At 64.4% G+C, this 13,735-nt stretch carries 9 protein-coding genes and 3 other RNA genes; 6 read left to right on the forward strand and 6 right to left on the reverse strand.

Annotated elements, in window-relative coordinates; translation table 11 throughout:
* Window positions 1–205: 205 nt before the first annotated feature.
* A complete protein-coding gene (locus tag ABS769_RS21150) occupies window positions 206–1,525 on the reverse strand; it encodes an MFS transporter (protein ID WP_317061183.1) in 1,320 nt (439 codons plus the stop codon).
* A 267-nt stretch (window positions 1,526–1,792) separates the two neighbouring features.
* On the opposite strand from ABS769_RS21150, the gene ABS769_RS21155 reads away from it, so the two are divergent.
* The 3 genes from ABS769_RS21155 to ABS769_RS21165 all read left to right on the forward strand — a co-directional run bounded on the left by ABS769_RS21155 (window position 1,793) and on the right by ABS769_RS21165 (window position 6,689).
* Window positions 1,793–4,246, forward strand: a complete 2,454-nt coding sequence (locus ABS769_RS21155) for a TonB-dependent receptor (RefSeq protein ID WP_317061184.1) — start codon at window positions 1,793–1,795, stop codon at window positions 4,244–4,246.
* A 101-nt stretch (window positions 4,247–4,347) separates the two neighbouring features.
* Window positions 4,348–6,267, forward strand: a complete 1,920-nt coding sequence (locus ABS769_RS21160; protein ID WP_317061185.1) for an amylosucrase — start codon at window positions 4,348–4,350, stop codon at window positions 6,265–6,267.
* A gap of 346 nt (window positions 6,268–6,613) precedes the next feature.
* Window positions 6,614–6,689: non-coding RNA, sX9 sRNA (locus ABS769_RS21165), on the forward strand.
* A 64-nt stretch (window positions 6,690–6,753) separates the two neighbouring features.
* Here the strand turns inward: ABS769_RS21165 and ABS769_RS21170 are convergent.
* The 4 genes from ABS769_RS21170 to rsgA all read right to left on the reverse strand — a co-directional run bounded on the left by ABS769_RS21170 (window position 6,754) and on the right by rsgA (window position 10,161).
* Complete coding sequence (locus tag ABS769_RS21170) at window positions 6,754–7,434, reverse strand: type 1 glutamine amidotransferase domain-containing protein (RefSeq protein ID WP_317061186.1); 681 nt, start codon at window positions 7,432–7,434, stop codon at window positions 6,754–6,756.
* A gap of 174 nt (window positions 7,435–7,608) precedes the next feature.
* Window positions 7,609–7,682, reverse strand: a non-coding RNA gene (locus ABS769_RS21175) — sX9 sRNA.
* A gap of 123 nt (window positions 7,683–7,805) precedes the next feature.
* Window positions 7,806–9,068: a flavohemoglobin expression-modulating QEGLA motif protein gene (locus tag ABS769_RS21180; protein WP_317061187.1), complete on the reverse strand. Its 1,263-nt coding sequence runs from the start codon at window positions 9,066–9,068 to the stop codon at window positions 7,806–7,808.
* A 1-nt stretch (window position 9,069) separates the two neighbouring features.
* Complete coding sequence (rsgA, locus tag ABS769_RS21185) at window positions 9,070–10,161, reverse strand: ribosome small subunit-dependent GTPase A (RefSeq protein WP_317061188.1); 1,092 nt, start codon at window positions 10,159–10,161, stop codon at window positions 9,070–9,072.
* A 153-nt stretch (window positions 10,162–10,314) separates the two neighbouring features.
* Between rsgA and ABS769_RS21190 the strand changes: the two genes are divergently transcribed.
* From ABS769_RS21190 to ABS769_RS21200, 3 genes are read left to right on the forward strand one after another with little or no spacing between them, the layout of a single operon-like run.
* Entirely contained in the window at window positions 10,315–11,586 is a 1,272-nt protein-coding gene (locus ABS769_RS21190) for a pyridoxal phosphate-dependent aminotransferase (protein WP_317061189.1), read from the forward strand.
* Window positions 11,586–12,209, forward strand: a complete 624-nt coding sequence (locus tag ABS769_RS21195) for an SGNH/GDSL hydrolase family protein (protein WP_317061190.1) — start codon at window positions 11,586–11,588, stop codon at window positions 12,207–12,209. Before ABS769_RS21190 ends, ABS769_RS21195 begins: the two co-directional genes overlap by 1 nt.
* Before the next feature lie 56 nt (window positions 12,210–12,265).
* Window positions 12,266–12,937: a methyltransferase domain-containing protein gene (locus ABS769_RS21200; protein ID WP_115039073.1), complete on the forward strand. Its 672-nt coding sequence runs from the start codon at window positions 12,266–12,268 to the stop codon at window positions 12,935–12,937.
* Between the two features lie 34 nt (window positions 12,938–12,971).
* On the opposite strand, the gene ABS769_RS21205 is transcribed toward ABS769_RS21200, so the two are convergent.
* Window positions 12,972–13,047, reverse strand: a non-coding RNA gene (locus tag ABS769_RS21205) — sX9 sRNA.
* Window positions 13,048–13,735: the final 688 nt, after the last annotated feature.

The raw sequence follows: 13,735 nt of genomic DNA on the forward strand, positions 1-13,735 counted from the left end.
TTTTAAAACCCTGCACACCGACTATCTCGACTGGTCCTTGCCCGCCCACCGTCGCGGGACCTTACGCGGCATGGATGCCGCGTAAGAGCTTACAAGGACGTACTTGCAGCGTGTCCCGCGATGGTGGGCGGGCAAGGGCCCCGCAGCCAGGCAGCAGATCAGCCGGCCTGCAGTAGACCGGCGTGAAGTCGTTTTGTCAGCCGCTCTAAGCCGCCACCGCCTTGGGCTTGCGGACACGCACGCATAGCATCGCGATCGCCGCGGCCAGCATCAGCGCACCGGCAAGACGGATCACGTTGCGCGGGTCACCATGCAACAGCCGCTCGTAATACAGCGGCAAGGTGACGATCTGGATCAGCATCGGCAGCACGATGAACAAATTGAACAGGCCCATGTACACGCCGGTGCGCTCGGGCGGGATGCTGTCGGCCAGCATCAGATACGGGTTGCCCATCATGCTGGCCCAGGCCAGGCCAATGCCGATCATCGGCAGCAGCATCAGCCAGCGGTCCTGGATGCCCGGCAACATCCACATACCGATACCGGCCGCGACCAGACAGGCTGCATGCGTGTATTTCGGGCCGAAGCGGCGCACCACCGGCACCATCGCAAACGCGGCCAGAAAGGCGATGAAATTGTAGAACCCGCCGATCTGCCCGTTGACCAACCCCGCCTCGCGGAAGCCGTGCGAGTTGGCTTCGGTGGTGCCGAACAACGTGGTGGACAACGACAGCACGATGTATTGCCAGTAGCAAAAAATCCCGTACCACTGGAACAGCATCACCGGTGCGAGCTGGCGCATGGTGGGCGGCATCGCACGCAAGGCACCGTAGATTTCGCGCACCGTCGCGCCCAGCCCTGCACCGGTCTGGCGCATGCGGGCAATCTCGGCCGGCGCAATCGCCGGCTCGCGCACGCTGCGCGCGGTGAGCAGGATCGAGGCGGCAGAAAATCCCGCGCCAATCACGAATGCGGCGATGGTGACGTAGGGAATATGGTGCGCATTGGCGGCGTCCTGATTCATGCCCAGCCACACCAGCAACGGTGGGGTGAGATACGCCAGCGTCTGCGCAAGACCGGTGAATGCACTCTGGGTGAGATAGCCAAGCGGCCGCTGCGGCGGCGCCAGCACATCGCTGACCAGGGCACGGTACGGTTCCATCGCCACGTTGTTGGCCGCATCCAGGATCCACAGCAGGCACACCGCCATCCACAACGCGGTACTGAACGGCATCGCCAGCAGGCACAGGCTGCACACCAGCGCGCCCAGCACCATGTACGGCATGCGCCGGCCCCAGCGGGTCACCGAGCGGTCGCTCCACGCGCCCACGAACGGCTGCAGCACCAGCCCGGTAATCGGCCCGGCCAGCCACAGGTACGGCAGGCTGGCGTGGTCGGCACCCAGATAGTTGTAGATCGGGCTCATATTGCTCTGCTGCAACCCGAAGCTGTATTGCACGCCAAAAAAGCCGGCGTTGAGCGCCAGGATGCGCAGGAAGGAAAGCGGTGGAGCGTTCGACGACATACAAGATCCTGAGCTTGGGTGCGGCGATCGGTGGCCGCAGCGCACTGTACGCTGACGCTTATGCAATCGATTGTAACGCTGCGATGCAACACGCTTTCGCTTTGAAGATTGTGTCTTTCCCGCATGCATTGAATTGCTGCAATGCAGGATTGCAATCGATTGTATTGCAGCGTATTACTGCGCTCGCACTGCAGGCCACACGGCCACTCCCTGGGAGGGGACGATGCAGATATCGGCACACCACCATCCGTGAGAGAGAGAACCGCGATGTCCACTTTGCACACCCTTCGCCTGCATGCCCTGGCCTGCGCGGTCGCCTCCTGCCTGTGCGCGCCTGCCGCGCTGGCGCAGGACGCCACCAGCGCAACCACCACCCCGCCGGCTGCCGACAGCGCCGCGGTCAATCTGGATTCGGTGTTCGTCACCGGCACCTCCACGGCCACCACCAAGTTGAAATCGAGCGTGTCGGTCAGCACCGTGGGGGCCGAGGCGATCGAGCAATCGGCGCCGCGCAGCACTGCTGAAATTTTCCGCAACATTCCAGGTATCCGCTCCGAATCCAGCGGTGGCGAAGGCAACGCCAATATCGCCGTGCGCGGCCTCCCCGTCGCTTCGGGCGGCGCCAAGTTCCTGCAATTGCAGGAAGACGGTTTGCCGGTGATGGAGTTCGGCGATATCGCCTTCGGCAACTCGGATATCTTCCTGCGTTCGGATTTCACGATGGACCGCATCGAAGCGATCCGCGGCGGTTCGGCCTCGACGTTCACCAGTAACGCGCCCGGCGGCATCATCAACTTCATCAGCAAGACCGGCGACACCGAAGGCGGCAGCGTCGGCGTGAGCCGCGGCGTGGATTACGACAGCACGCGCGTGGACTTCAACTACGGCGCACCGTTTGCCGAGCATTGGCAGTTCAATATCGGCGGCTTCTTCCGCCAGGGCGATGGCGTGCGCGACGCCGGTTACACCACCGAAAAGGGTGGCCAGCTCAAGGCCAACCTCACCCGCCTGTTCGAGAACGGCTACGTGCGTGTGTACGGCAAATACCTCAACGACCGCGCCGCCGGCTATCTGCCGGTGCCCACCTCCGTGCGCGGCCGCGACGGCTCGCCGGACCTGGGCGGCTTCGCTGGCTTCGACCCCGGCAATGACACCTTGTATAGCCGCAATTTCCGCAGCGATGTGGGCCTGGATGGCAACAACCAGCCGCGCCGCACCGACCTGGGCGACGGCATGCATCCGATCTCGCGCACCATCGGCGCCGAAGCCTGGTTCGACCTGGGCAACGGCTGGAACCTGAGCGAGAAATTCCGCATCGCCGACAACAGCGGCCGCTTCGTCAGCCCGTTCCCGGCCGAAGTCACCGATGCCGCCTCGCTCGCCTCTTCCATCGGCGGCGCTGGCGCGCAACTGGTGCAGGCCAGCGGCCCCGACGCCGGCCAGGCCTACACCGGCAACGCAATCCGCACGCATCTATTCAACGTGGCGATCAACGACCTGGGCAACGTCACCAACGACCTCAGCGTCTCGCGCGCGTTCGACGGCGATGACCGCACGCTCACCCTGCGCATGGGCTATTACAGCTCGCGCCAGACCATCGACATGGACTGGACCTGGAACTCCTACGTGCAGACCCTGGGCCGCGACTCGCGCCTGCTCAACGTGGTCGATGCCGGCGGCGTGTCGCGCTCGCAAAACGGTTTGTACGCCTACGGCGTGCCGTTCTGGGGCGATTGCTGCAACACCCGCAGCTACGACGTGCGCTACGACGTCAACGCACCCTACGTGGCGCTCACCTTCGACAGTGGCAAGCTCAGCATCGACGGCAGCCTGCGTTACGACATGGGTGATGCACGCGGCAGCTATTCCGGTACCGCGATCGCACAGAACCTGGACGTCAACGGCGATGGCGTGATCCAGCCGGTGGAACAACGCGTGGCCACGGTCGATACCGCCAACGCGCGGCCCGTGGATTACGACTGGAATTACCTGTCGTATTCGTTGGGCAGCAATTATCTGATCAACGACGACCTGGGCGCATTCGCGCGCATCAGCCGCGGCGCACGCGCCAATGCCGACCGCCTGTTGTTCGGCGTGATCCGCGACGACGGCTCGGTGTCTTCCGACGAAGGCGTCAACGTGGTCCGCCAGACCGAAGCCGGTTTGAAGTGGCGCCGCGACGGGCTGAGCCTGTTTGCGACCGCGTTCTCCGCACGTACCCAGGAACAGAACTTCGAAGTCACCAGCCAGCGCTTCTTCAACCGCAGTTACAAGGCACACGGCGTGGAGCTGGAAGCCAGCTACCGTTACGAAGGTTTCACCGTCAACGGCGGCCTGACCTGGACCGATGCGGAAATCTCCAGGGACCAGATCACCCCGGAAAACACCGGCAACGTACCGCGCCGCCAGGCCGATGTTGTCTGGCAGCTGACGCCCAGCTATCGCGGCGACGGCTATCAGTTCGGCGTGAACCTGATCGGCACCACCGATGCCTACACCCAGGATTCCAACCAGCTGAAGATGCCCGGCTATACGCAGGTGAACCTGTTCGGCGATTACCGCGTGACCGATGCGCTCACTGTGGCGCTCAACGTCAACAACCTGTTCAACACGTTTGGCCTGACCGAAGCCGAGGAAGCCACGATTCCCGCCAACGGCATCATCCGCGCACGCTCGATCGCCGGCCGCACCACCAGCATCAGCTTGCGCTACGACTTCTAAGGACCCCTCGCCAAGCCTGAGCGCGACCAGCACACTGACTGCGCCACCGCCAAGGCGGACGCTCGCCAGATTTCGTTGCCGCTCCAGGCCGGCGCTTGCCAATGAGCACTTCCTCCATCGATTTCACTGTAGTGCGCGCAGCCTTTGCTGCGCCGTTGGATGCGCAGCGTGCGAATGCGCTGTTGCCGCGCTTCGACCGACATGCGCCGCGTCTGCTGGACGCGTTGCATGGCTTGTATGGGCAGCGCCTCGACTATGCGTCGTGGCTGACGCAGTGGCTGGGCGCGCTTGGTCATGACGCGCAACAACGCCCGCAGGCGCTGCAACAACTCGACACGGCGCGGCAACCCGGCTGGTTCGGCGAGCAACACATGCTGGGCTACAGCGCCTACGTGGACCGCTTCGCCGGCACCTTGCAAGGCGTGGCCGAACGCGTGCCGTATCTGCAGGAACTGGGCGTGCGCTATCTACACTTGTTGCCATTCCTGCGCGCGCGTGCCGGCGATAACGATGGCCGCTTTGCGGTCAGCGATTACGGCCAGGTCGAACCAAGCCTGGGCAACAACGACGACCTCATCGCACTCACCACGCGCCTGCGCGAGGCCGGCATCAGTCTGTGCGCGGATTTCGTGCTCAACCATACCGCCGACGATCACGCCTGGGCACAGGCCGCGCGCGCAGGCGACGCACGCTATCTCGATTACTACCATCACTTTGCAGACCGCACGTTGCCCGATCAGTACGAAGCCACGCTGGGGCAGGTCTTCCCGCATACCGCACCCGGCAACTTCACCTGGGTGGACGACAATGCGCAGTGGATGTGGACCACCTTCTATCCCTATCAATGGGATTTGAACTGGAGCAACCCGGCGGTGTTCGGCGAGATGGCGCTGGCGATGCTGCAGCTGGCCAATCTGGGCGTGGAAGCATTTCGGCTGGATTCCACGGCATATTTGTGGAAGCGCACCGGCACCGACTGCATGAATCAACCCGAGGCGCACACCTTGCTGGTGGCGCTACGCGCGGTCACCGATATCGTGGCGCCCTCGGTGGTAATGAAGGCCGAAGCCATTGTGCCGATGACGCAGCTGCCGCCGTATTTCGGCACAGGTGCGGATCAGGGACACGAGTGCCATCTCGCGTATCACAGCACGCTGATGGCAGCCGGCTGGTCGGCCTTGGCGCTGCAACGCGGCGACATTCTGCATACCGTCATCGCGCATAGTCCGCCGTTGCCGCACAACTGCGCGTGGCTGAGCTATGTGCGCTGCCACGACGATATCGGCTGGAACGTGCTGCAGCATGAAGCGGCCGGCAATGCCGAGCAGCCACCGTTTGCGTTACGCGATGTCACGCGCTTCTATGCCAACGATGTGCCGGGCAGCTACGCGCGCGGCGAGAGCTTCCAGAGCAGTGGCGACGGCGTGCATGGCACCAACGGCATGGCCGCTGCGCTTGCGGGCATTCAGGCGGCACAGGAGGCAGGCGATGCGGTGGCATTGGACACTGCGGTGGATCGGTTGGTACTGCTCTATGCGATCGCGCTTGCAATGCCGGGTGTGCCGTTGATCTATATGGGCGACGAACTCGCCCTGCCTAACGACATCAGTTATCGCGGCGACCCGCTCCGTCAGCACGAAGGCCGCTGGCTGCATCGTCCGGCGATGGATTGGCAGGTTGCTGCTCAACGTGAGACTGCGAATAGTTTGAGCGGAAAGGTGTATCGCCGGTTACGTGCATTGATCCGGCAACGTGCTGCGCTTCCTGCTTTGGCAGCCGATCAGGCGTTGGGCAGTGTGGCGCTGGGCGATCCGCGACTGTTTGCGTTGACGCGTGGCGATGACTTCCTGGCCGTCCACAACTTCGGCGATCAGCCGCTGACGGTGGAGCTTGCTGCGATCGGGGATGGTCGATGGACGTTGCTGGCTGATGATAGCGACGCATCGGTCGAATCGCTGAGCGATGACATGCGGCTGGTGCTGCCGGCTTATGCGGTGCGCTGGTTGGAGCGTAGTGCCTGAATGGTATGGGCAGTTCTGAAGTGCACTTCAGAGCGGATGATCTGCCAGAGCGGACGATCTGTGGCCTGGCTGCAGGGTCCTTGCCCGCCCACCATCGCGGGACACGCCGCAAGTACGTCCGTGTAGGCTCTTACGCGGCATCCATGCCGCGTAAGGTCCCGCGACGGTGGGCGGGCAAGGGCCAGTCGAGATGGTCGGTGCGCTTGGTTGCGAGCACTGGACTGCGTTGAGCTTTCGGATGCTGCGGCATTCTGAAGCTGCGGCATTCTGAAAACGCACGACTAAGAGCAGCTATAAAACTACTGCTCTCACCGTCAGGTGGGTGCGGCCGGGGCTCGGCATCGGCATGTACAACTCGTACATGCCCGCTCCTTCGCCCCGTCCGTACCCACCTGACGACTAATCGCTACGTTTTGTCAGCTGCTCCAAATCAAAAGGGGCGGCTTCCTCCGGCGGTCGATGCACGACCATACGACAACCGCAAAATCAGCGCTTCAACAGCTCGAGCAACGTCTCGGCGGCCTTTTCGGACGAGGCCGGATTCTGCCCGGTCACCAGCGTGCCATCGGTCACCACATGCACGCCCCAGTCGGCGCCCTTCTCGTAACGTCCGCCGAGTTCGGTCAGCACGTCTTCGACCAGGAACGGCACGATCTTGGTCAGGCCAACGCCCTCTTCTTCGCCATTGGTAAAGCCGGTGACGCGGCGGCCATTGACCAGCGGCTTGCCATCGCTGCCCTTGACCCGACGCAGTACGCCCGGCGCGTGGCAGACCAGGGCATGCGGTTTGTCGGCAGCGGCGAAGGCTTCGATCAAGGCGATGGACTTGGCGTCTTCGGCCAGATCCCACAACGGTCCGTGGCCGCCCGGATAGAACACTGCATCGAAGTCCTCAGCCTTGACGTCCGCCAGACGGTGCGTGCTGGCCAATGCCTGCTGCGCGTCGGCGTCCTGCTTGAAGCGCTTGGTGGCATCGGTCTGTGCGTCGGGCTCGTCGCTCTTGGGATCCAGCGGCGGCTGGCCGCCCTTGGGCGAGACCAGGGTGATGTCGGCGCCGGCATCCTTGAACACGTAGTACGGCGCGGCGAATTCTTCTAGCCAGAAGCCGGTTTTCTTGCCGGTATCGCCGAGTTGGTCGTGGGAGGTGAGCACCATCAGGATTTTCATCGCATTGCCTCGTGTCGTTGCCCATCTCGGGCGAGGCGACCAGTGTGTGGATCAGCCCGTTGCAACATCGTGTAGAACGTGTCGCCGCGATGCATACGGTTCAGCGCCACTTGCAACAGGCCACACGATCGCGAGGCCCGCTGCATCCGCACGGGACGCGCGACTACCAAGAGCGGCTAACAAAACGTAGCGAGCAGTCCACAGGTGGTGCAGACGGCACGGAGGAACCAGAGTGTACGAGTGGCTATGCCGATTCCGAGCATTGGCCGCGACCGCCTGACGGTGAACGCAGTCGTTGTTTCAGCTGCTCTAAAATCGCGGTGCGTGTTCGCAGCTACCCGGCAAGTGGTCGCACCCTGTCGTAACGATGCTCAGACATTCATCGCTGGCGGCTGCAGCTGATCCATGCGGATGCGATTGGCGAACAACGAAAACGCCAGCATGCCGGCCAGCCCGCTGACCCGGCTCACCCACGGCGGCAGCCAGCGCGGTGCAACCAGCACGCCGCTGTCGAACAAGGGCGCAAAGCGCGCCACATCACCCAGCGCCATCTTGCCGGCGAACAGGTACCGGCACAGCTGCAGCTGGTCGCGCTGCAGGGAATGCCGGAAGAACGTGTGCACCGCGACCAAACCACGCAGATACACCGTGTCCTTGGTGAAGGCGCCGCCGCCTGCGGTGGGCACCCCGCGGAACACGCGTTGCGCCGAGGAAAAACTTTCGGTTGCGCTCTGCCCGCTGCTGGTGAAATAGCGGAACACCTCGATGAAGTCCGCGCCCGAGCGCGCCATCGCAATCGCCTCGATGCGCAGGCTGATGCGCTTCATGCGCTCGATATCGATGCTACCGGTGATCTGCTCGGCGAACGTGGCCAGCCCTTCCTGGGTGGCCGTAGTGCGCGGCGAAGAGATGCCCAGGCTGGGCAGATGCACCTGCGCGCGCCCATTGAGCGCGGTGAGCGAATGCACCAGCGCTTCGTGATGGAACAACTGCGCGCGGTCGTAATCGCTGAACGTCGCACCGCTGCGCAAGCGGATGCGATGCGCACCGGCGGCCGCCTTGGCGAGCAGATCCGGGTCCAGCGTGACCGTGATGACGCGGCCTTCGAAGAACGCATCCAGATCGTTCTGCAGCTGCATGCGCAAGGCCGTCGCCGACACCGGCACCTGTTCTTCGGGCGCCAGCAGTTCGCGGTCCAGTTCCTGCGCAATCTGGATGAAATGTCGCGCCGCCTCGCGTGTAGTCGGGCCGTTGCCCGGCATCGGGTCGTCGGGCACACCAAACAGTTGCGCCGAGTAATCGCTGACCGCGGTGGTGCCCAGCGACTCCAGCAGGCCGGCAGCCAGACTCCAGCTGTGCGCCGAGTCGATCAGATACGCGCCCAGCGGATGATGCGGATCGGCGGCCTTGGCAATGGCCGCCAATTCGCGCCGGGTCTCGCTGAAATCCAGCGCCGGATACTCCACCTGCGGCAGCTCCGGCTGACCACGCGCCACGCTCTGCAGAAACGGCTCTTGCAACGAGCGCGGCCAGCTGGCAAGGGCCAACAAGCGCACGCCGCGCACCGCCTTGACCAGGCGCACATCCAGCGCCGCATGATGGACGATGTCCAGCGGCGCCTTGCGCAGCGGCATTTCAGCGGCGCCCGGTGCGATCGACGCTGGCAGGCCGCCGGCCCGAGCCCTTGCCCCGGTTGTTCTGCGCCAGGCGCGTGGCGAGCTTTTCGGCCGCAGCGGCCACTTCCACACGCAGCTTCATGTAGTTGGCAACGCGCTCCGGATCCAGCGTATCGGCCTCGATCGCCGCACGCACCGCGCAGCCGGGCTCGGCGATATGCGCGCAATCGTTGAAGCGGCATTGCGCTGCCAACGCCTCCACATCCGAGAAACCGCCCTCGGCCAGGTCCTCTTCGCCGGTGGGCTTGAGCTCGCGCATGCCGGGCGTATCGATCAGGCAGGCACCGGACGGCAACGGAATCAATGCACGGTGCGTGGTGGTATGCCGGCCGCGCGAATCGTTCTCGCGCACCGCATTGGTCTTCATTCGTTCCGTGCCGAGCAAGGTGTTGGTCAGCGTTGACTTGCCGGCGCCCGACGAGCCCACCAGCACGGCGGTGCGGCCATCGCCCAGCCACGGCCGCAGCGCAGCCACGCTCTCGGGATCCTTCGCATTGACCGCACGCAACGCGATGTTCTGCGCTTCCAGTTCCTCCAGCACCGCCAACGCATCCTCAGCGTATTCGGTCTGATCGGCCTTGGTCAGCACCACCACCGGCTCGGCACCACCGCCGCCGACCAGCAACAGATAGCGCTCGATGCGGCGCGGATTGAAGTCCGCATCCAGCCCGCACACGATGAACACCGTATCGATGTTGGCCGCGATCACCTGCTGGTGGTAATGCTCGCCGGCCGCACCGCGCTTGATCGAAGTGCGCCGCGGCAGCAACGCCACGATGCGCTTGCCCTCCATCAGCACCCAATCGCCCACCGCCGCCCGCTCATGGCTGGGAAACCGCGGCCGCTGCCACTCCGGCAACGACTCTGCCTTGAGACTGGCCTCCGGCGTATCGGCCACCACATAGCCGGTGCGATGCTGCTCCACCACCCGCGCCGGCAGCGCCTGCGGATGGGCGGAAAAGATCGCCTGCCAGGCCGGGTCCTCGGCAGGGCCAGGCCAGGGCCAGCCGATGGATTGGAGGGTGGGGTAATCGGGGGGTGCGTTGCTCATGGGGCGATTCTAGCTGGCTGGCCGCAGCGGCTTGTGCAATCGGGCACTGTGTCAGGCCTGAAGCGCCCCTTGACATCGTTGCCGATGCAAGCATGCCCGTCTGTCATATTTCCGCTACCATGCCAAGCCTCACGCCTACAACCGGCCTGCCGTATGTCCACAGCCCTGCAAAAGCCGCTCGCCATCCGCGAGCGTCTGTCCGAAGTCCGCTACGAAATCCGAGGCGAGCTGGCGCGACGAGCGCGGGAGCTGGAGGCGCAGGGCCGCAAGCTGATCAAGCTCAATATCGGTAATCCAGGCGCGTTCGGGTTCCGTGCGCCGGAGCATCTGCAGCGCGCGATCGCCGACGACATGGGCCGCACCGATCCCTACACCCATCAGCAGGGCCTGCCGGAAGCGCGCGAGGCGATCGCCAAGGCGTATGCGCGGCGCCACCATCCGGATGCGCATCCTGACCGCATCTTCATCGGCAACGGCGTCAGCGAGTTGATCGATCTGTCGCTGCGTGCCCTGCTCAATCCCGGCGACGAAGTACTGGTGCCCTCGCCCGACTACCCGCTGTGGTCGGCGGCGACCATCCTCAACGATGGCCGCCCGGTGTATTACCGCTGCGCGCCGGAAAACGGCTTCCAGCCGGACCCGGTCGAGATCGAGACGCTGGTGTCTTCGCGCACCCGCGCCATCGTGCTGATCAATCCGAACAACCCCAGCGGCGCCAGTTATTCGCGCGAGTTGCTGGAGCGCATCGTGGCGATTGCCACCAAGCACAACCTGTTGCTGATGGTCGATGAAATCTACGACCAGGTGCTGTACGACGATGCCGCCTTCGTGCCGGTCGCGCCATTGGCCGGTGCGCACCCATGCATCACTTTCGGCGGGCTAAGCAAGGTGCACCGTGCGTGTGGCTGGCGCGTGGGTTGGGGGCTGCTGTCGGGCGAGCAATCGCGCATCAGCGATCTGCGCAACGCGATGGACCTGCTTGGCGCCTTGCGCTTGTGCGCCAACGTGCCGGGCCAGTACGCCATCGATGCGGCAGTGAACGGTCCGGACACCATTTCAGCGCTGTGCGCGCCGGGTGGGCGTTTGTACGAAACCCGCCGTGCGGTGATCGAGGCCTGTGCAGCCAGCGAGCACTTGTCGCTGGTGGCGCCGGCCGGTGCGCTGTACGCGTTCCCGGCGGTGGTAGGTCCCGCCGCGCGTAATTTCGATGACCACGAATTCGCGCTCGAGCTGATGAACGAGGAAGGCGTGTTGGTGGTGCCGGGTTCCAGCTTCAACGTGCCCTACCGCCACCACTTCCGCGTGACCCTGATGCCGGAAGCGGCGGTGATGCGCGATGTGTTCGCGCGTATCGACCGTGCCCTGGCGCGGCGCGCCGAAGCAGTCACCAAGGTCGTGCCGCTCAAGTCGCGCAGCGTGGCCTGATGGCGGCGCTTGGTACGCCGTTGCGCTATCTGGCGCTCGGCGATTCCTACACCATCGGCGAAGGCGTTGCGGCTGCGCAGCGCTGGCCGGTGCAATTGGTCGAAGGTTTGCGTGCCTACGGCTGGAACGTGACGCCGCCGCAGATCATCGCCACCACCGGCTGGACCACCGACGAGCTGCAGGCCGGCATCGATACAGCCGCACCGCAGGGGTCGTTCCACCTGGTGAGCCTGCTGATCGGCGTCAACAACCAATACCGCGGGCGCTCGCTGGACGAGTACCGCAGCCAGTTCGATGCGCTGTTGCAGCGTGCGATCGGGTTCGCGGGCGGTCGTGCAGCGCACGTGTTCGTGCTGTCGATTCCCGATTGGGGGCTGACGCCGTTTGCGCATGCGCAGGGTGCCGATGCGGCGCTGATCGCCGCGCAGATCGATGCCTTCAACAGCGTCGCCTCCGATCTCTGCGCCAAACGTGCCGTACGCTTTGTCGACATCACCGCAACCAGCCGCGAGGGCGGCGATGCGGCAGACATGCTGGTCGACGATGGCCTGCATCCCTCTGGCGCGATGTATGCGCGCTGGACCGCATTGGCACTGCCTGCGGCGCGCGATGCCCTAAGCTAGCCGCGCAACACGCTCACTGCCAAGGAACGACATTGCAGACCACCGCCACCCAACCCATGAGCCGCGCGCAGGCGCTGGCGATCGCGCGCGCGTTTCTGCCGCCGCATCCGCTGGGCAATCGCTACGACTACTACTACACGCAGGCCAAGCTGCGCACCGATCCGCTGTATCCGGGCGTGCTGGCCGAACTGCGCAGCACCAACGCGCCGGTACTGGATCTGGGCTGCGGCCTGGGCCTGCTCGCGCATGCATTGCGTGCCGATGGCCAGGCACTGGCGTATCACGGGGTGGATGTGGATGCGTCCAAGATCCGCCGCGCGCAACACATCGCGCAGCGCTCGGCACTGGGCAATACGCAGTTCGCCGTGGTCGATCTGAGCGTGGCATGGCCGCAACACCGCGGCAGCGTGACCATCCTGGATGTGCTGCAGTATCTGCAGGACGACATGCAGGCCAACCTGCTGCGCAGCGTGGCGCAGATGCTCACGCCGGGCGCGAAACTGGTGATCCGCAGTGCCTTGGGCGATGCCAGCAGCCGTGGCCGCACCAGCCGTGTCACCGACGTGCTGGCGCATCTAAGCGGCTGGATGCAGCGCATGCCGCGCAGCTACCCTACCCGCGAAAGCCTGCAGGCGCAGTTGGATGCCGCAGGTCTGCGCGCGACGTTTGCGCCGTTGTATGGCAATACGCCGTTCAACAACTGGTTGATCGTGGCCGAACCGCGCTGAGGCGGTGCACGAAGTGCTTGGCTCGATTTAGAACGGCTAACAGAACGTAGCGAGCGATCGCCAGGCGGGTGTGGACGGCGCGGAGGAAACGGAGTGTAGGCGTGGTACATGCCGCACCGAGCACGGCCGCAGCAATCTGGCGGCCGCGTAGTCCGTTCTTAGCGCTATGAGGCTGATCTCAAGCTGCGTTGGTCGAGTGCGCGGTGCCCTCGCCGCTCGCGGGACACGCCGCAAGTACATCCATGTAGGCTCGGTGGCGGCATCCATGCCGCCACACGGTCCCGCAATCGGCGAGGACACCGCACCAGAAAGTTGGTCGGTCGTTTGATGAAAGCCTGCCTGTTGATCGCATTGCGTTTTGCGTTGCAAAGCTGATCGGCTGCAGCGTTATCCGAACAACGCACATGATGCATTGCTTGCAACATGCACACCAACCATCTCGACTGGTCCTTGCCCGCCCACCGTCGCGGGACCTTATGCGGCATGGATGCCGCATAAGAGCCTACACGGACGTACTTGCGGCGTGTCCTGCGATGGTGGGCGGGCAAGGGCCCTGCAGCCAAGCCGCAGATCAACCGCTCTACAACTGATCTATCCACGCTGACCAATCACTTCAGGACAACCGCGTTATCGAGTCGCCGCGTCGTTTAGCTGCAGGCAAAACTTGGTTAGTCGAGTGCGCGGTGCCCTCGCCGCTCGCGGGACACGCCGCAAGTACATCCATGTAGGCTCGGTGGCGGCATCCATGCCGCCACACGGTCCCGCAATCGGCGAGGACACCGCACCAGAAAGTTGGTC

Origin of the sequence: Xanthomonas hortorum, assembly GCF_040279205.1 — a bacterium.
Taxonomy (GTDB): domain Bacteria; phylum Pseudomonadota; class Gammaproteobacteria; order Xanthomonadales; family Xanthomonadaceae; genus Xanthomonas; species Xanthomonas hortorum_F.

What these genes read in the sequence shown, in the direction of transcription:
- ABS769_RS21150 (WP_317061183.1), bottom strand. Translation starts at nt 1,525, where the DNA reads ATGTCGTCGAACGCTCCACCGCTTTCCTTCCTGCGCATCCTGGCGCTC.
- ABS769_RS21155 (WP_317061184.1), top strand. Translation starts at nt 1,793, where the DNA reads ATGTCCACTTTGCACACCCTTCGCCTGCATGCCCTGGCCTGCGCGGTC.
- ABS769_RS21160 (WP_317061185.1), top strand. Translation starts at nt 4,348, where the DNA reads ATGAGCACTTCCTCCATCGATTTCACTGTAGTGCGCGCAGCCTTTGCT.
- ABS769_RS21170 (WP_317061186.1), bottom strand. Translation starts at nt 7,434, where the DNA reads ATGAAAATCCTGATGGTGCTCACCTCCCACGACCAACTCGGCGATACC.
- ABS769_RS21180 (WP_317061187.1), bottom strand. Translation starts at nt 9,068, where the DNA reads ATGCCGCTGCGCAAGGCGCCGCTGGACATCGTCCATCATGCGGCGCTG.
- rsgA (WP_317061188.1), bottom strand. Translation starts at nt 10,161, where the DNA reads ATGAGCAACGCACCCCCCGATTACCCCACCCTCCAATCCATCGGCTGG.
- ABS769_RS21190 (WP_317061189.1), top strand. Translation starts at nt 10,315, where the DNA reads ATGTCCACAGCCCTGCAAAAGCCGCTCGCCATCCGCGAGCGTCTGTCC.
- ABS769_RS21195 (WP_317061190.1), top strand. Translation starts at nt 11,586, where the DNA reads ATGGCGGCGCTTGGTACGCCGTTGCGCTATCTGGCGCTCGGCGATTCC.
- ABS769_RS21200 (WP_115039073.1), top strand. Translation starts at nt 12,266, where the DNA reads ATGAGCCGCGCGCAGGCGCTGGCGATCGCGCGCGCGTTTCTGCCGCCG.